The 16,926-nt window shown below is 69.3% G+C and carries 14 protein-coding genes; 4 read left to right on the plus strand and 10 right to left on the minus strand.

Annotated elements, in window-relative coordinates; genetic code table 11:
• Positions 1-66: 66 nt before the first annotated feature.
• From KYX17_RS17040 to KYX17_RS17050, 3 genes are read right to left on the minus strand one after another with little or no spacing between them, the layout of a single operon-like run.
• The gene (locus KYX17_RS17040; protein WP_243228101.1) at positions 67-1,404 is read right to left on the minus strand and encodes a class II 3-deoxy-7-phosphoheptulonate synthase; all 1,338 of its coding nucleotides are present in this window, start codon (positions 1,402-1,404) and stop codon (positions 67-69) included.
• A 4-nt stretch (positions 1,405-1,408) separates the two neighbouring features.
• Positions 1,409-2,131, minus strand: coding sequence for a 1-acyl-sn-glycerol-3-phosphate acyltransferase (locus KYX17_RS17045; RefSeq protein ID WP_243228102.1), 723 nt, complete (start codon positions 2,129-2,131; stop codon positions 1,409-1,411).
• 2 nt (positions 2,132-2,133) lie between these two features.
• Positions 2,134-3,084, minus strand: a complete 951-nt coding sequence (locus tag KYX17_RS17050) for an ROK family glucokinase (RefSeq protein ID WP_243228103.1) — start codon at positions 3,082-3,084, stop codon at positions 2,134-2,136.
• A 171-nt stretch (positions 3,085-3,255) separates the two neighbouring features.
• Between KYX17_RS17050 and KYX17_RS17055 the strand changes: the two genes are divergently transcribed.
• Complete coding sequence (locus KYX17_RS17055) at positions 3,256-5,091, plus strand: long-chain fatty acid--CoA ligase (protein WP_243228104.1); 1,836 nt, start codon at positions 3,256-3,258, stop codon at positions 5,089-5,091.
• A gap of 58 nt (positions 5,092-5,149) precedes the next feature.
• Here KYX17_RS17055 and def read toward each other — a convergent pair whose 3' ends face one another.
• The 3 genes from def to KYX17_RS17070 are packed head-to-tail and all read right to left on the minus strand — an operon-like array spanning position 5,150 to position 10,558.
• Positions 5,150-5,641: a peptide deformylase gene (gene def / locus KYX17_RS17060; protein WP_243228105.1), complete on the minus strand. Its 492-nt coding sequence runs from the start codon at positions 5,639-5,641 to the stop codon at positions 5,150-5,152.
• Positions 5,638-7,101, minus strand: coding sequence for a MinD/ParA family protein (locus KYX17_RS17065; RefSeq protein ID WP_243228106.1), 1,464 nt, complete (start codon positions 7,099-7,101; stop codon positions 5,638-5,640). The genes def and KYX17_RS17065 overlap by 4 nt, the downstream gene beginning before the upstream one ends.
• A gap of 49 nt (positions 7,102-7,150) precedes the next feature.
• Positions 7,151-10,558 (minus strand): pyruvate carboxylase, encoded by a 3,408-nt coding sequence (locus KYX17_RS17070; RefSeq protein WP_243228107.1) that lies wholly within the window; start codon positions 10,556-10,558, stop codon positions 7,151-7,153.
• Between the two features lie 106 nt (positions 10,559-10,664).
• Here KYX17_RS17070 and KYX17_RS17075 point away from each other — a divergent pair, with 106 nt between their 5' ends.
• On the plus strand, positions 10,665-11,477 hold the full coding sequence (locus KYX17_RS17075) for a ParA family protein (RefSeq protein ID WP_243228108.1): 813 nt from the start codon (positions 10,665-10,667) through the stop codon (positions 11,475-11,477).
• 93 nt (positions 11,478-11,570) lie between these two features.
• Here the strand turns inward: KYX17_RS17075 and KYX17_RS17080 are convergent, their stop codons facing one another.
• The 3 genes from KYX17_RS17080 to KYX17_RS17090 form a co-directional block, all read right to left on the minus strand.
• Positions 11,571-12,116 carry a MerR family transcriptional regulator gene (locus tag KYX17_RS17080; protein WP_137416709.1) on the minus strand — a complete coding sequence of 182 codons (546 nt, stop codon included), beginning with the start codon at positions 12,114-12,116 and terminating at the stop codon, positions 11,571-11,573.
• A 97-nt stretch (positions 12,117-12,213) separates the two neighbouring features.
• Entirely contained in the window at positions 12,214-12,906 is a 693-nt protein-coding gene (locus KYX17_RS17085) for a MerR family transcriptional regulator (protein WP_243228109.1), read from the minus strand.
• Positions 12,906-13,394, minus strand: a complete 489-nt coding sequence (locus tag KYX17_RS17090) for an FHA domain-containing protein (RefSeq protein ID WP_374208965.1) — start codon at positions 13,392-13,394, stop codon at positions 12,906-12,908. The genes KYX17_RS17085 and KYX17_RS17090 overlap by 1 nt, the downstream gene beginning before the upstream one ends.
• 149 nt (positions 13,395-13,543) lie before the next feature.
• Here KYX17_RS17090 and KYX17_RS17095 point away from each other — a divergent pair, with 149 nt between their 5' ends.
• On the plus strand, positions 13,544-14,209 hold the full coding sequence (locus KYX17_RS17095; protein WP_243228110.1) for a copper resistance CopC family protein: 666 nt from the start codon (positions 13,544-13,546) through the stop codon (positions 14,207-14,209).
• Between the two features lie 9 nt (positions 14,210-14,218).
• On the plus strand, positions 14,219-15,619 hold the full coding sequence (gene lpdA, locus KYX17_RS17100) for a dihydrolipoyl dehydrogenase (protein ID WP_243228111.1): 1,401 nt from the start codon (positions 14,219-14,221) through the stop codon (positions 15,617-15,619).
• A gap of 437 nt (positions 15,620-16,056) precedes the next feature.
• Here the strand turns inward: lpdA and KYX17_RS17105 are convergent, their stop codons facing one another.
• Positions 16,057-16,899: an alpha/beta fold hydrolase gene (locus tag KYX17_RS17105; protein WP_243228112.1), complete on the minus strand. Its 843-nt coding sequence runs from the start codon at positions 16,897-16,899 to the stop codon at positions 16,057-16,059.
• Between the last annotated feature and the right edge of the window lie 27 nt (positions 16,900-16,926).

A 16,926-nucleotide genomic window follows, 5' to 3' on the forward strand; every position in this document is an offset into this window, starting at 1 on the left:
ACTGCCGTCGCACGAAACGCGAGAGCCGCCCGGCACGGATGCGGGGCGGCTCTCGACGTTCGGGGCTCAGCGCTTCTCGAGCTCCTCCGCCACGAGGAAGGCGAGCTCCAGGCTCTGCATGTGGTTCAGGCGAGGATCACACAGGCTCTCGTAGCGGGTCGCCAGCGTGGCCTCGTCGATCATCTCCGAGCCGCCCAGACACTCGGTCACGTCGTCACCGGTGAGCTCGACGTGGATGCCGCCCGGGTGCGTGCCCGTGGCGCGGTGCGCCTCAAAGAACCCGCGAACCTCGTCGACCACGTCGTCGAAGCGACGCGTCTTGTAGCCGGTGGGCGTCGTGATGCCGTTGCCGTGCATCGGGTCGGTGACCCACAGCGGCGTCGCACCGGCATCCTTCACGGCCTCCAGGAGCGGCGGCAGTGCGTCGCGGATCTTCCCCGCGCCCATTCGCGTGATGAAGGTGAGGCGGCCCGGCTCCCGCTCGGGGTCGAGCTTGTCGATGAGCGCCAGCGCGGTCTCGGGCGTCGTCGACGGGCCGAGCTTCACGCCGATGGGGTTGCGGATCTTCGAGAAGTAGTCGACGTGCGCGCCGTCGAGATCGCGCGTGCGCTCCCCGATCCACAGGAAGTGGGCCGACGTGTTGTACGGCGTGCCCGTGCGGGAGTCGATGCGGGTCAGGGGTCGCTCGTAGTCCATGAGCAGACCTTCGTGGCCCGTGTAGAACTCGACGTGTCGCAGCTCGTCGAAGTCGGCTCCGGCGGCCTCCATGAACTTGATGGCGCGGTCGATCTCCGCCGCCAGGCCCTCGTAGCGCTGGTTGGCCGGGTTCTCCGCGAAGCCGCGGTTCCAGCTGTGGACCTCACGCAGATCGGCGAACCCGCCCTGCGTGAAGGCGCGGATGAGGTTCAGCGTCGAGGCGGCCGTGTGGTACGCCTTCTCGAGCCGTCGAGGATCGGCGGTGCGCGAACCCTCCGTGAAGTCGTAGCCGTTGACGATGTCGCCGCGGTACGCCGGCAGCGTCACGTCGCCGCGCGTCTCGGTGTCGCTCGAGCGCGGCTTGGCGAACTGCCCCGCCATGCGCCCCATCTTCACGACCGGCATGGACGCGCCGTACGTCAGCACCACCGCCATCTGCAGCAGCGTCTTGATGCGGTTGCGGATCTGCTCGGCCGTGGCACCGGCGAACGTCTCGGCGCAGTCGCCGCCCTGCAGAAGGAAGGCGCGTCCGGATGCGGCCGTCGCGAGGCGCTCGCGGAGGCGGTCCACCTCACCCGCGAACACGAGAGGCGGGAGGGTGGCGAGTTCGGCCGAGACGGCCGCGACAGCGTCCGCGTCGGGCCAGGAGGGCTGCTGCTTGATCGGCAGTGAGCGCCAGTGATCGAGCGGGTCCAAGCTGTGGGGCATTCGCTCAGTCTAGCGACGCCGCGGGCGTGTCGATCCCGTGCGTCGAGGACGTCGCCAGCCGGTCCTTGACCGTGGAGGCGTAGACGTCGTCGTAACGCTGCGCGCCCAGGCGCTGCAACGCGACCATGATCTCGTCCGTGACCGAGCGCAGGACGTAACGGTCGCCCTCCATGCCCGCGAACCGGGAGAAGTCGAGCGGTTCGCCGATCACGATGCCGACGCGGCCGATGCGCGGGAGTCGCTGACCGATCGGCATGACCGTATCGGTGTCCACCATGACGACCGGCACGACGGGAACGCGGGCCTCGAGCGCCATACGGGCGATTCCCGTGCGCCCGCGGTACAGCCGCCCGTCGGGGCTGCGCGTGCCCTCGGGGTAGATGCCCAGCAGGTCACCGCGCCCGAGCACCTGCAGACCCGTGTTGAGCGAGCCCTCCGAGGCTTTGCCGCCCGATCGGTCGATCGGGATCTGTCCGGTCGCCTTGAAGAACACGCGCGTCGCCCAGCCCTTGAGGCCGCGGCCGGTGAAGTAATCGCTCTTGGCGAGGAACGTCATCGGCCGATCGATCATGAGCGGCAGGAAGATGGAATCGGCGAAGGAGAGATGGTTGCTGGCGAGGATGGCTGCGCCGTCGGCGGGGATGTTGCGCCGACCCACGATCCACGGCCGGAAGATCGCCTTCACGATCGGTCCGATCACGATGTACTTCATCAGCCAGTAGAACATTGTCAGCCCCCTGCGACCGCCCGACGTCGAGCCAGATCCGCGACGCCGATGACGCCGGCGTCGTTCGTGAGACGGGCCACCTGGAAATCGGCGACCGGACGATAACCATACGCGGGCATCGCGGCGGCGAAAGCCTCCCGCATCGGCTCCAGCAGCACCTCGCCGAGCTGGGACACTCCCCCGCCGATGACGAAACGTTCCGGGTCGAGGATCGCGGCGAGCCCGCCGCAGGCCGTTCCGACCGCCACCGCGATGCGCCGCAGCGCCTCGAGCGCACCGGGGTCGCCGTCCTGGACGAGGCGCGAGATGGCGGCACCGGTCAGCCCGCCCTCCTCACGGGACGCCGCGGCCAGTCGCGCCCCGATGCCGAACTCCGCATCCACGGCGATCTCGCGCGCCTCGAGCTGGAGAGCACGACCCGATCCGTACACCTCCAGGCAGCCGCGCTGGCCGCATCCGCACGTGCGTCCCTCGGGGACCAGACGCATGTGGCCGAGCTCGGCGGCCACGCCGTGACCGCCCGAGAGCAGATTGCCGTCCACGACGACGGCACCGCCGACCCCCGTTCCCAGCGTGAGCATGACGACGTCGCGCAGATCTTCTCCGGCACCGAAGCGGTACTCCGCCCAGCCGGCCGCGTTCGCGTCGTTCTCGATGTGCACGCGCACGCCGGTGCGCTGCTCGATGCGCTCGCGCAGCGGTTCGTCGCGCCAGGCGATGTTCGGGGCGAAGTAGACGGTCGAACGCTCCCGATCGATGAAGCCCGCCGCGGCCACGCCGGCCACGAGCTGCTCGCCCGCAGACAGCTCCGTGATCATCTGCCCCACGGCGACCTCGATGCCCGCCACATCCGTGGGGGTCGCGACGCGCGCCCTGCGAACGATCGTGCCGTGCTCGTCGACCACGCCACCGGCGATCTTCGTTCCGCCGATGTCGATTCCCACTGCGAACACTGTCGTCCCTTCGTCCGGTAAGGCCTCCAGAAGCTTAGTCGGCGCAGGGCAGGCCGCCTTCCGCAGGGCCGGATTAAGTCGTCGCGACTGCCGCAACGGTGGGACTGAGTTCCATGCATGCGTAGACTTGCGTCTCATAGCAACCCGTCCGGTACCGAAGGAGCTGCCGACATGAGCGCAACAGTGTTCGAAGTGCCCGCGATCGTCCCCGCCGACCCGCACGCCAACGTGAGTGACCTGCTCGTGGAGCGCGTGCGCGCGACTCCCGACCGTCCCCTGTTCGCCGTCCCCGACGGCGACGGTTGGCGCGACATCACCGCACGTGAGTTCGAGGGCCAGGTCGTCGCGCTCGCGAAGGGGTTCGTCTCGGCGGGTGTCGCCCCCGGCGACAAGGTGGGCTTCCTGGCCCGCACGACCTACGACTGGACGCTGGTCGACTTCGCGCTCTTCTACGCGGGTGCCGTGATGGTGCCGATCTACGAGACGAGCTCCCCCAGCCAGATCGAGTGGATCCTCTCCGACTCCGGCGCCGTCGCCTGCCTCGTCGAAACCGCCGAGCACGCGTCTCGACTCGCCGAGGTGCGCGACCGGCTCCCCCTCGTGCGCTCCTCGTGGCAGATGTTCGCCGGCGACCTCGACACGATGATCACCGCCGGCTCCGCCGTGCCCGACGAAGAGATCCAGCGCCGACGCGGGCTCGCCGAATCCTCCGATATCGCCACGCTCATCTACACCTCGGGCTCGACCGGGAGGCCGAAGGGATGCGTGCTGACGCACGGCAACTTCGTGGAGCTCGCGCGCAACTCCGCCACCTCGTTGAAGGAAGTCGTCAACACGCCCGGCGCCTCCACCGTGCTGTTCATCACGACGGCGCACGTGTTCGCGCGCTTCATCTCGATCCTCAACATCCACGCGGGCGTGAAGACGGGCCACCAGCCCGACACGAAGCAGCTGCTGGCCGCGCTCGGCTCCTTCAAGCCGACCTTCCTGCTCGCCGTGCCGCGCGTGTTCGAGAAGGTCTACAACTCGGCGGAGCAGAAGGCGGAGGCCGGCGGCAAGGGCAAGATCTTCCGTGCGGCCGCCCAGGTCGCGATCGATCACTCGGCCTACCTGCAGGACGGCCGGCGCATCCCCCTCGGGATGAAGATCAAGTTCGCCCTCTTCGACAAACTCGTCTACAGCAAACTGCGCGATGCCATGGGCGGTCAGGTGCGCTACGCCGTCTCCGGCTCGGCGCCCCTCGGTCCGCGCCTCGGGCACTTCTTCCACAGCCTCGGCGTGCACATCCTCGAGGGCTACGGTCTGACGGAGACCACCGCGCCCGCGACGGTGAATCTCGCCACGCGGTCCAAGATCGGCACCGTCGGCCCCGCGATCCCGGGTGTCGGCATCCGACTCGCGGAGGACGGCGAGATCCAGGTGCGCGGTGTGAACGTGTTCAAGGAGTACTGGCAGAACCCGGAGGCGACGGCGGCGGCGTTCGACGGTGACTGGTTCAAGACCGGAGACCTCGGTTCGCTCGACGACGACGGCTACCTGACGATCACCGGCCGCAAGAAGGAGATCATCGTCACCGCGGGCGGCAAGAACGTCGCACCCGCCGCGCTCGAGGACCCGATCCGCGCCAACCCGATCATCGGACAGGTCGTGGTCGTGGGCGACCAGAAGCCCTTCATCTCGGCGCTGGTCACGCTGGATCCCGAGATGCTGCCCACGTGGCTGGAGAACAACGGCCGCCCCAAGGACCTCACCCTCGCCCAGGCGGCGCACGACCCCGCGGTCCGCGCCGAGGTGCAGCAGGCCATCGACAAGGCGAACGCCGGCGTCTCCCGCGCCGAGTCGATCCGCAAGTTCGTGATCCTGCCCACGGAGTGGACGGAGGCCAGCGGCCACCTCACGCCGAAGCTGTCGATCAAGCGCAACGTGATCCTCGCGGACTTCGCCGACGACGTCGAGCAGCTCTACCGGGCGCCCGAGGAGACGACGCAGAACGTCCCGCTCCCCTGAGTCAACGAGAAGGCGGGCCGGCATCCGATCTCGGATGCCGGCCCGCCTTCTTCGTGACTCAGAACCAGTCGCTCTCGCGCACCTCGCGCAACGCCACCCGCCGGCGCTCCTTGTCGAGCCGGTCGAGGTACAGCATCCCGTCGAGGTGATCGGTCTCGTGCTGCAGCGCCTGCGCCATGAGGCCGTCGCCCTCCAGCACGAGCTCGTTGCCGTCGAGGTCGATGCCTGCGACCTTCGCATGCGGGTATCGCATCACGTCGTGCCAGAGACCGGGCACCGAGAGGCACCCCTCGCCGGTCAACTCCGGCTCGCCGGAGACCTCGACCAGCACCGGGTTGAGGATGTATCCGATCTCGCCGTCGACGTTGTAGCTGAACGCCCGCAGCCCGACGCCGATCTGCGGCGCGGCGACGCCGGCGCGGCCCGGCAGCTCCACGGTCTCGACGAGGTCGCGCACGAGCGCGTGCACGCCCTCATCGATGTCGACGATCTCGCTCGCCCGACTCTTGAGCACAGGGTCGCCGAACAGCCGGATGGCTCTCACCGTCATGATGCGGCCGCCACGCGCAGACCCTCGACGGCGACGGCGGCGAGCTGGCGCGCCGCGGCGCGCGTGGCGGGCTGGAGGTCGCGAAACGAGATCGCACTGCCCGTGGCGATGCGCGCGTCATAGGGCACGCGTACGACCTGCCGCACGCGCGAGCGGAAGTGCTCCTCCAGCTCGTCCAGGCGCACCAACGGCGCCCCCGGGCGAGACGCGTTCAGAACCACGACGGACGAGCGCGCCAGATCCGTGTAGCCGTTCGTCTCGAGCCACGTGAGCGTCTCGGACGCCAGCCGCGCCTCGTCGACGCTGAGCCCGCACACGATGACGAGCGCATCGGCGGCCTCCAGCGTCGCATCCATCACCGAGTGCACAATGCCGGTGCCGGTGTCGGTCAGCACGATGGAGTAGTAGTGCGCGGCGAGAGCGGCGACTTCGCGATAGTCCGCGTCGTCGAACGCCTCGGACACGTGGGGATCGGTGTCGGAGGCGAGCACGTCGAGGCGGGTGTCGTCGCGGGCGACGATCGCCGAGATCTCGTTGAACCCGTGGATCGGCGCCGCGTTGGTCGCAAGGTCACGCACGGTCTTTCCGCTCGGGCGGCCCACGCGCTCGGCGAGCGTGCCGCGATCGGGGTTCGCATCCAGCGCGATGACCCGGTCGTCGCGCGCATCAGCCAGCGCCATTCCGAGCAGCGCCGTCACCGTGGTCTTGCCGACGCCGCCCTTGCGCGAGAGGACCGCCACGAAGCGCGCACCGCCCTCGAGCGGCGCGGCGATGCGCGCGTCGAGTTCGCGCCGTTCGCGGGAGCGGCGACTGTCGCCCAGGCGCACACGGCCACGACTGAGCGTGTAGACCAGGTTCGGCCAAGCACCCTCGGGCTCACGCCTGGGCAGGCGGTCGGTCTCCAGCAGCCGATCGGCCGTCAGCAGATCCGCGCTCTCGCGCCGGGACTCCTCCTGATCGACGCGTCGTGCCGCCAGAGTGACGGGTGCCGGGGTGGCATCCACGGGTGCGATGGAGACCGGCTCGGATCGCGTCGCGGCCGCGGGAGCCGCTGTCGCGGCCGGAGCCGGCGGGGCCACGGGGTCGGGGGTCGACGACGGAACGCGCACCCGCGTGGTCGCAGGCGCAACGGGCTCGGGCGAACGCGCCACAGAGGGCTGAGGCTCCTCGGCCGCGGGAGACTCGATCTCCGCGTCCTGGATGTCGAGGTCGGACGTGCGCACGGGCGAGAACTCGCCCGTGTCTTCCAGGGTCGCGATGACCACGGGCTCGGCCACGGGGACCGCCTCGTCGGCGACGACATCGTCGTCGATCCCGTCATCGTCGTCGGCGCCCGGCAGGGTCACCGCGACCTGCGCGGTCTGGGTTCCGAGAATGTCGATGCCGGCCGCGTCGACGCGGACCGGCTGGTCCAGGATGTCGTCGTCGTGGCCGGTCATCTGATCGTCACGATCAGGCATGGCTTAGGTTCTCCCAACGGGCCGCCGGAGGCCCGGCGCCCACCTCAGGCTAATGCGCGCCTTTGACCACGACCAAAAGGTCGCCCGCTTCGACCTGCTGCGTGGACCCGATCGCGACCCGCTCGACGACGCCGTCGATGGGGCTCGTGATGGCCGCCTCCATCTTCATGGCCTCGATCGACGCGACCGCCTCCCCCGCCCGCACCCTCGCTCCCGGCGTCGCCTTGAGAGTCACCACGCCGGAGAACGGTGCGGCGATCTGACCGGCCTTGGAGGTGTCGGCCTTCTCCGCCGGTGCCGCGTCGACGGCGATGGACCGGTCGCGAACGAAGACCGGCCGCAGCTGGCCGTTGAGCGTGGTCATCACGGTACGCATGCCCTTGTCATCGGGTTCGCCGATGGCCTCGAGGCCCACCCACAGCTGCACGCCCCGCTCGATCTCGACGACGTGCTCGCCCCCGGGTGTCAACCCGTACAGGTAGTCCGCCGTGTCGAGCACGGCCAGATCCCCGTAGGCGTCCCGCGCCTCGTGGAACGTGCGGGTGGGTCCGGGAAACAAAAGCCGGTTCAGAGTGGCGCGCCGGTTCGCCCCCGGCTCGGTCAACGCCGCCGCATCCGCCTCGTCGAGCGCTCCCGCGGTCTCCGCGATCGTGCGGCCGGCGAGCACCTTGCTGCGGAAGGGCTCGGGCCATCCGCCCGGCAGATCGCCCAGCTGGCCCGCCATGAACGACACGACGGAGTCCGGGATGTCGTAGTTCTGCGGGTTCTCGGCGAAATCGGCGGGGTCGGCGCGAACCGCGGCGAGGTGCAGCGCGAGATCGCCGACGACCTTCGACGACGGAGTCACCTTCGGGACGCGTCCGAGGATGTCGTTCGCCGCGGCGTACATGTCCTCGATCAGCTCGAAGTCCTCCGCCAGACCGAGGGCGATCGCCTGCTGGCGCAGGTTGGACAACTGCCCGCCGGGGATCTCGTGGCGGTACACGCGCCCCGTGGGCCCTGGCAGCCCCGACTCGAACGGACGGTACAGGTGGCGCACGGCCTCCCAGTAGGGCTCGAGGTCGGCGACCGCGGCGAGCGGGATGCCGGTGTCTCGCTCGGTGTGCGCGAGGGCGGCGACGAGCGCCGAGAGCGACGGCTGGCTCGTGGTGCCCGACATCGGGGCGGCGGCGGCATCCACCGCATCGGCTCCTGCCGCGCTGACGGCCAGGAGCGTCGCCAGCTGGCCGCCGGCCGTGTCATGGGTGTGCACGTGGACCGGCGCGTCGAAACGCTCGCGCAGGGCGCTGACCAAACGCGCTCCGGCAGCCGGGCGCAGCAGACCCGCCATGTCCTTGATGCCGATGACGTGCGCTCCGGCGGAGACCATCTCGTCCGCGAGGCGCAGGTAGTAGTCGAGCGTGTACAGATCCTCCGCGGGATCGAGCATGTCGCCGGTGTAGCAGAGCGCCGCTTCGGCGACGGCCGTGCCCGTGGCGAGGACGGCGTCGATCGCCGGACGCATCTGCGTCACGTCGTTGAGAGCATCGAAGATGCGGAAGATGTCGACGCCGGATGCGGCCGCCTCCGCGACGAAGGCATCTGTGACGGCCGTCGGGTACGGGGTGTAGCCGACCGTGTTGCGCCCGCGCAGCAGCATCTGGATCGCGATGTTGGGCAGAGCTCCGCGCAGCGCGTCGAGGCGTTCCCACGGGTCCTCCCCGAGGAAGCGCAGCGCGACGTCGTAGGTGGCGCCACCCCAGGCCTCCACGGAGAGCAGCTGCGGGGTCAGGCGAGCGACGTAGGGGGCCACGGTGACGAGGTCCTTCGTGCGCACCCGCGTGGCGAGCAACGACTGGTGTGCGTCGCGGAACGTCGTGTCGGTGACCGCCAGTCGCGTCTGGGCGCGCAGGTCGGCGGCGAACCCGGCGGGACCGAGCTCCTGGAGGCGCTGACGCGACCCGGCGGGCGCGGGGGCGCGCAGGTCGAGGTGCGGGAGCTTCGCCGTCGGCGACGCCGTCGCCGGCCTCGTACCGTGCGGCTGGTTGACCGTCACGTCGACCAGCCAGTTCAGGATCTTCGAGCCGCGGTCCTTCGACTCCCGTCCGCGCAGCAGTTCGGGGCGCTCATCGATGAAGGAGGTGCTGATGTCGCCTGCGGCGAAGGCCGGGTCGTCCAGCACCGCCTGCAGGAACGGGATGTTGGTCGAGACGCCGCGGATGCGGAACTCCGCCAGCGCCCGGCGCGCCCGGGCCACGGCTGCCGGGAAGTCCCTGCCGCGGCACGTCAGCTTGGCGAGCATCGAGTCGAAGTGCGGACTGATCTGCGAGCCCGCCGCCGTCGTTCCGCCGTCGAGGCGGATACCCGCACCACCCGGCGAGCGGTACGTCGTGATCTTGCCGGTGTCGGGGCGGAAGCCCTGGGTCGGGTCCTCGGTCGTCAACCGGCACTGCAGCGCGGCGCCGCGCAGCGGGATCTCCGACTGCGTGAGCCCCAGCTCGGCCAGCGTCGCCCCCGCGGCGATCCGCATCTGCGCCTGCACCAGGTCGACGTCCGTGACTTCCTCGGTGACGGTGTGCTCGACCTGGATGCGAGGGTTCATCTCGATGAAGACGACCTCGCCGGCGCGAGGGCCTGCCGTCTCCAGCAGGAACTCGGCCGTGCCGGCGTTCTGGTAGCCGATCGAGCGGGCGAAGGCGACGGCGTAGCGATGCAGGTCGGCGCGCACGGCGTCGTCGAGGTTCGGAGCCGGGGCGATCTCGATGACCTTCTGGTGGCGACGCTGCACCGAGCAGTCGCGCTCGTAGAGGTGGACGGTCTCCCCCGCCCCGTCGGCGAGAATCTGCACCTCGATGTGCCGCGGACGCTGCACCGCCTGCTCGAGGAACATCCGAGGGTCGCCGAACGCGCTCTGCGCCTCGCGCATCGCCTCCGCCAGCGCAGGACCCAGCTCCGCCGCGGTCTCGACGCGTCGCATCCCGCGTCCCCCACCGCCGGCGACGGCCTTCGCGAACAGCGGGAACCCGATCTCCTGGGCCGCCACGAGAAGCGCATCGACGTCGTCCGACGCCTCGGTCGAGCGGAGCACCGGAACTCCCGCATCCCGTGCGTGCTGCTTGGCGGTCACCTTGTTGCCGGCCATCGCGAGCACACGGGCCGGCGGACCGATGAAGGCGATTCCCTCCTCGGCCGCGCGAGCCGCGAGCTCCGGGTTCTCAGAGAGGAAGCCGTAGCCGGGGTAGATGGCGTCGGCGCCGGACTCGACGGCGACGCGGATGATCTCCTCGACGTCGAGGTACGCCCGCACCGGGGCACCCTTGGTGCCGATCTGGTACGCCTCGTCGGCCTTCAGACGGTGGAGGGAGAACCTGTCCTCATAGGGATAGATGGCGACCGTGCGCGCCCCGACCTCGAATGCCGCGCGGAAGGCGCGGATGGCGATCTCGCCGCGGTTGGCGACCAGGATCTTCCGGAACATCGGGACCTCGCATCCGTCGTGAGGCGGGGGTGTCCGGCGGCCGGGTACGCCGCCTCACACATCGTTGAGTGTGCTCACAGCCTAGGGGACGGTAACGTAGGGAAGCGTGCACGTCCTTTCCGTCAGTTCCCTCAAAGGCGGCGTCGGCAAGACGACCGTGACACTCGGTCTCGCCTCGGCGGCCTTCGCGCGCGGCGTGCGGACCCTCGTGGTCGACCTCGACCCGCAGTCCGATGTCTCCACCGGCATGGATATCCAGGTCGCCGGCCGCCTGAACGTGGCCGACGTCCTCGCCAATCCCAAGGACAAGGTCGTCAAGCAGGCGATCACCTCCAGCGGCTGGACCAAGGTGCACCCGGGCACGATCGACGTGATGATCGGCAGCCCGTCCGCCATCAACTTCGACGGACCGCATCCGAGCGTGCGCGACGTGTGGAAGCTCGAAGAAGCCCTCGCCACCGTCGAGGCCGACTACGACCTCGTACTGATCGACTGTGCGCCGTCGTTGAACGCACTCACGCGCACGGCCTGGGCCGCCAGCGACCGCGTCGTCGTGATCACCGAGCCGGGGCTGTTCTCCGTCGCCGCCGCCGACCGCGCCCTCCGCGCCATCGAGGAGATCCGCCGCGGTCTCTCTCCGCGCCTGCAGCCCCTGGGCATCGTCGTCAACCGCGTCCGGCCCCAGTCGATCGAGCACCAGTTCCGCATCAAGGAGCTGCGCGACATGTTCGGTCCGCTCGTGCTCTCCCCTCAGCTGCCCGAGCGCACCTCGCTGCAGCAGGCGCAGGGCGCGGCGAAGCCCCTGCACATCTGGCCTGGCGACTCCGCCCAGGAACTCGCCGCGGACTTCGACGCGTTGCTGGATCGCATCATGCGCACGGGTCGTATCGCCAGCCCCGAGGACGTGCCCGCGCAGTGACCATTGGGTGAGCGCCGTCGACCGAAGGGTCGGCGGCGCTTCTTGCATGCCGAGGGAGAGCCCCGTGATGGGCGGGCTGACGCCAGGTGACGGTCAGGCCGTGCGGCGGGTGCGGCGAGCAGCGAGCTCGTCCGAGGGGTCCGGCACCTGCGGGTCGAACGAGACGAGCGTGGACTCGACCTCCCGCAGGACCTTGCCGACCGCGATGCCGAAGACGCCCTGGCCACGGCTGACAAGGTCGATGACCTCGTCGTTGGACGTGCACAGGTACACCGACGCACCATCGCTCATGAGGGTCGTGCCGGTGAGGTCGCGGATCCCGGCGACGCGCAGCTGTTCGACCGCGGTGCGGATCTGCTGCAACGAGATGCCGGTGTCGAGGAGGCGCTTGACCAGCTTGAGCACGAGGATGTCGCGGAAGCCGTACAGACGCTGCGACCCCGATCCCGACGCGCCGCGAACCGTGGGTTCGACGAGCTCGGTGCGCGCCCAGTAGTCGAGCTGCCGGTACGTGATACCGGCTGCGCGCGCTGCCACCGCACCGCGATATCCGACCTCGTCGTCCATCTGCGGCAGACCGTCGGTGAAGAGGAGGTCGGCAGCGAGAGGGATCTCGCCGAGCGGTTCGCCAGCGGTCATGCGGGCGCCTCCTTCGTGTCGCGGGTTACCTCCACGCTAGAGGAGGCCTCCCCCTGCGGCAATGACATCCGCGTCGAAGACTCGGCGTGTCGCGCGATCATCCGTCGAGCCGCTCGAGCGAGGCGCGCACGAGCGCCTCGCGAACGTCGGCGATGCGCCGGGCGAGCTCCGGCGCGGTCTCCGCGGCGCGCCCGCGCGAGGCCGCGTCCGTACGGCGCCGCAGCGGCGCGAGCGCGGACTCCACGAGTGAGACGTCACGATCGGCGCTCTGCTTCACGGCACGCAGGTGGCGCGGCTCGATGCCGTGACGGTCGAGCGCGACGAGCGCGCGCAGCATCGCCAGCGCCTGCTCGTCATATGTCTCGCCACCGACGATGAGGCCCGTGCTCAGGGCGTCGTTGAGGAGCTGGGTGCCCGCGCCCGCCGTCCGCAGCAGTTCGTCCCGACGGTAGCGCCGCGCGGCGGGGACGATCGAACGCGGTACGCCGCCCGCGGGAGCGGCGGGGTCGCGCCCCGCATCCAGATCGTCGAGGTACTCGCGGATGACCACCAGGGGAAGGTAGTGATCGCGCTGCAGCGTGAGCGCCAGACGCAGCCGCTCGAGGTCCTTCGGCGTGAACTTGCGGTAGCCGGTCTCGGTACGTCGCGGGGTGACGATGCCCTGCACCTCGAGGAAGCGCAGCTTGGAGGAGGTCAGCGCGGGGAACTCGGGGGTCAGCCGTGCGAGCACCTGCCCGATGCTGAGCAGGCCCGTGGCCTCACTGCGACCGCGGGCGGAGACCGCCGCCATCAGCCTTCCGCTACCGGAAGGTCGGCGGGCGAGACGAAGAAGTTGAGGCGGAACTTGCCGATACGCACCTCGGCGCCGTTGCTGAGCGTGTCGCGGTCGACGCGCTCGCCGTTCACATACGTGCCGTTGAGCGAACGCTGGTCGACGATCTCGAACGCACGCCCGACGCGGGTGATCTCGGCGTGACGGCGCGAGACGGTGACGTCGTCGAAGAAGATGTCGGCGTCGGGATGCCGGCCGACCGTGGTGACGTCGGTGTCCAGCAGGTAGCGGGCCCCGGCAGTCGGGCCGGAACGCACGATGAACAGCGCGGCCCCCGAGGGGAGTGCTTCGATCGCCTCGAGCTCGGGCTCGCTCAGTTCGCTGCCGAACGGCACGAAGGACAGGTCCGAGTCGTGCCCGAAGGTCTGCGTGGTGTCGTGCGCCGGCACGGCTCGGTCGCTCTCGCGACGGATGCTGTCTGGCCGGGGCCTGTACTGCTCGTCCACGTCGTCCTCCTCTCATTCAGCCTAACCGATCCGACCCTCTGCCCGACATCGCCCTCGGAAGCGGATTCTGCGCGCGGCATGCATCGTCCCGGCCGCGCGGCGCCGCCACGCACAGCCGACCGAAAGCACGCGGCGTTAGGCTCATCGCCGTGACTTCCCAGACCTCTCGCCGTCGTCCCGTGCGCGCGCTCGTCGCCGCTCTCGCCACGCTTCTCATCGCTTCCGGCGGGGTACTGCTGGGCACGGCGCCCGCCTTCGCCCACGATGAGCTCGTCTCGTCGGATCCCGCGTCGGGATCGACGGTCGACGCGCTGCCCGCCGCCCTCACCCTCACCTTCAGCGGTGACCTGCTCTCGGACGCGTCGACGACCGTCGTCCAGGTCACGGACGCCTCCGGCGCGTCGCTGACCGACGGGGCTGCCAGCGTCAGCGCCAACGTCGTCACCCAGCCGCTCACCGGTTCGGCCAGCGGCGCGGTCTCCGTGGCCTGGCGCGTCGTCTCCAGCGACGGCCACCCGATCTCCGGCGAGTTCGCGTTCACCTCGAACGCGGCCGAGACCGCGACTCCGACGCCGTCCGAGACGCCCGAAGCGACGCCCGAGTCCGCCGCGACCCCCGAGCCGACGATGACGACCCTCACCGAACCGACCTCGAGCCCCGACCAGTCCGCCCCCGTCTGGCCCTGGGTCGTCGGAGCCGTCGTCGTGCTCATCGCGATCGGCCTCGTGGTGTGGCTCCTGGGCGCCAGGGCGCGCCAGCAGAAGCAGGCGGCGAGCGAGCGGACGGCAGGCCGATCGAACTCCACCGAGCGATAGGCTTGACGCATGCCTCATTACGACGTCGTCATCCTCGGCGCGGGCCCCGGCGGGTACGTCGCGGCCGTGCGCAGCGCACAGCTCGGACTGTCCACCGCTGTCATCGAAGAGAAGTACTGGGGCGGTGTGTGCCTGAACGTCGGCTGCATCCCCTCCAAGGCGCTTCTCAAGAACGCGGAGCTCGCCCACACCTTCGCCCACAAGGCCAAGCTGTTCGGCATCACCGGCGAGGTGAGCTTCGACTACGGCGTCGCCTTCGACCGCAGCCGTGAGGTGGCGCAAGGCCGCGTCAAGGGCATCCACTACCTGATGAAGAAGAACAAGGTCACCGAGTACGACGGCCGCGGAACCTTCGTCGACGACCACTCCATCGACGTCGCGAAGAGCGACGGCTCCACCGAGCGGGTCACCTTCGACAACGTCATCATCGCCACGGGCTCCACGGTGCGACTGCTTCCGGGCGTGACCCTCAGCGAGAACGTCGTCACCTACGAGGAGCAGATCCTCTCGCGCGAGCTCCCGTCCTCGATCGTCATCGTCGGTGCCGGCGCGATCGGCATGGAGTTCGCGTACGTCATGTCGAACTACGGCGTGAAGGTCACGATCATCGAGTTCCTCGACCGCGCGCTTCCCAACGAGGACGCCGACGTGTCGAAGGAGATCCAGAAGCAGTACCGCAACTACGGCATCGACATCCTGACCTCCACCAAGGTCGAGTCGGTCGTGGACTCCGGCGACAAGGTCACCGTTACCTACACCGACAACAAGAGCGGCGCGCAGAGCTCGATCGAGGCCGACAAGGTTCTCATGTCGATCGGCTTCGCCCCGCGCGTCGAGGGCTTCGGCCTGGAGAAGACCGGTGTCGCGCTCACCGACCGCGGCGCCATCGCGATCGACGACTACATGCGCACGAACGTGCCGCACATCTACGCGATCGGCGACGTCACCGCCAAGCTGCAGCTCGCCCACGTCGCCGAGGCGCAGGGTGTCGTGGCGGCCGAGACGATCGGCAAGGCGGAGACCATGGCGCTCGGCGACTACCGCATGATGCCTCGCGCGACGTTCTGCTCGCCGCAGGTCGCCTCGTTCGGCCTCACCGAGGCGCAGGCGCGCGAGACCGGTCGCGAGATCAAGGTCGCGACCTTCCCGTTCATGGCCAACGGCAAGGCGCACGGACTCGGCGAGCCCGTCGGCTTCGTCAAGCTGATCGCGGACGCGGAGCACCTCGAGCTGCTCGGCGGCCACATGATCGGTCCGGACGTGTCCGAGCTGCTGCCCGAGCTGACGCTGGCGCAGAAGTGGGACCTCACCGCACTCGAGCTGGCGCGCAACGTGCACACGCACCCGACGCTGTCCGAGGCCCTGCAGGAGGCCTTCCACGGTCTCGCGGGTCACATGATCAACTTCTGAAAAACAGCAGTTTCTTGTGACCCGTGCGTCTTGGGTTTTTGACCCTTGACCGGGGACTTGTGTCGTTTCAAATCATGGCGCAATGTGAAAACTACGCTCTAAGCTACGCTCTGGGTTTTCGATTCTGACCCGCGTGGCGGCTGAAGAATGTCCCGCGGCGGCAGGTCGCGGGACATTCTTATGCCGAGTAGGGGCCATCGCCGCAGTGCTCTGAATCCGGCACTTCATGGATCCCGCGGCGAAGACGGGACTTGTCATGCGCAACAGGTCGAGAGGTGCGATCTCGACATCATGCTTGCCTACCTCATCCGAACACCGCACAACCCCAACGCCAGGCGCTGGGGTTGTGCGGCGCGATTGCAGGGATCACGATGATCGGACGCCGATAGGCGAGCGGCTGGGTTCGCCCGACTGACTTGTTAGCGCTGATCCGAATGTCAGCGTGCGAGGAACTCGCTCAGCGCGGTGTTGACCTCGTCGGCGTGGGTCCAGAGCAGGCCGTGCGGCGCACCCTCGATCTCGATGTACTCTGCCGCGGGGACGGCCTGGCGGAAGCGGCGCGCGGTCGCGTCGATCGGGAGGATGTTGTCCTTGGTGCCGTGCAGGATCAGTGTCGGCTTGCCAGCGTCTCGAACGGCCTCGACGTCGCCGCGGAAGTCTTCGATCCAGGCCGGGACCACGGCGTAGGCGGCGACCGGGGCGCTGGTGACGGAGAGGTTCCAGTTGGCGGTGACGACCTGCTGGCTGATGCGTTCGCCGAGGTTCTCGTCGAGGTTGTAGAAGTCGTTGTAGAACTGCGTGAACCAGGAGTAGCGGTCGCCCTTGGCGGCTGCGGCGATGCCGTCGAAAACCTCCTGCGGCACCCCCTCAGGGTTATCGTCGCGCTGCACGAGGAACGGCTCCAGCGACGCAAGGAAGGCGAGCTTCGCCACGCGCTCGTGTCCGTAGGTGGCGACGTAGCGGGCGAGTTCGCCGGTGCCCATCGAGAAGCCCACCAGCACGACGTCGCGCAGGTCCAGCGCTTCGAGCACGGTGTTGAGATCGGCTGCGAAGGTGTCGTAGTCGTAGCCGGCACCAACCTTCGAGGACTGGCCGAAGCCGCGGCGGTCGTAGGTGATGACGCGGTAGCCCTGGTCGAGCAGCTCGCGGGTCTGGCGCTCCCAGCTGTGTCCATTGAGGGGGTAGCCATGGATCAAGACAACCGGCTGGCCTTCGCCCTGGTCCTCGTAGTACAGCTCGATGGGGGCGGTGTTCTCGGTTCCGACGGTGATGTAGCCCATGATTAATCCTCTCAATATTGCGGAGAA

This window comes from Microbacterium sp. CIAB417 (genome assembly GCF_022788845.1).

Excerpts from the sequence above, each read along its gene's own strand:
- KYX17_RS17065 (WP_243228106.1), bottom strand. The coding sequence starts at position 7,101 with ATGCCTGATCGTGACGATCAGATGACCGGCCACGACGACGACATCCTG.
- KYX17_RS17055 (WP_243228104.1), top strand. The coding sequence starts at position 3,256 with ATGAGCGCAACAGTGTTCGAAGTGCCCGCGATCGTCCCCGCCGACCCG.
- KYX17_RS17085 (WP_243228109.1), bottom strand. The coding sequence starts at position 12,906 with ATGGCGGCGGTCTCCGCCCGCGGTCGCAGTGAGGCCACGGGCCTGCTC.
- KYX17_RS17080 (WP_137416709.1), bottom strand. The coding sequence starts at position 12,116 with ATGACCGCTGGCGAACCGCTCGGCGAGATCCCTCTCGCTGCCGACCTC.
- KYX17_RS17070 (WP_243228107.1), bottom strand. The coding sequence starts at position 10,558 with ATGTTCCGGAAGATCCTGGTCGCCAACCGCGGCGAGATCGCCATCCGC.
- KYX17_RS17045 (WP_243228102.1), bottom strand. The coding sequence starts at position 2,131 with ATGTTCTACTGGCTGATGAAGTACATCGTGATCGGACCGATCGTGAAG.
- def (WP_243228105.1), bottom strand. The coding sequence starts at position 5,641 with ATGACGGTGAGAGCCATCCGGCTGTTCGGCGACCCTGTGCTCAAGAGT.
- lpdA (WP_243228111.1), top strand. The coding sequence starts at position 14,219 with ATGCCTCATTACGACGTCGTCATCCTCGGCGCGGGCCCCGGCGGGTAC.
- KYX17_RS17040 (WP_243228101.1), bottom strand. The coding sequence starts at position 1,404 with ATGCCCCACAGCTTGGACCCGCTCGATCACTGGCGCTCACTGCCGATC.
- KYX17_RS17105 (WP_243228112.1), bottom strand. The coding sequence starts at position 16,899 with ATGGGCTACATCACCGTCGGAACCGAGAACACCGCCCCCATCGAGCTG.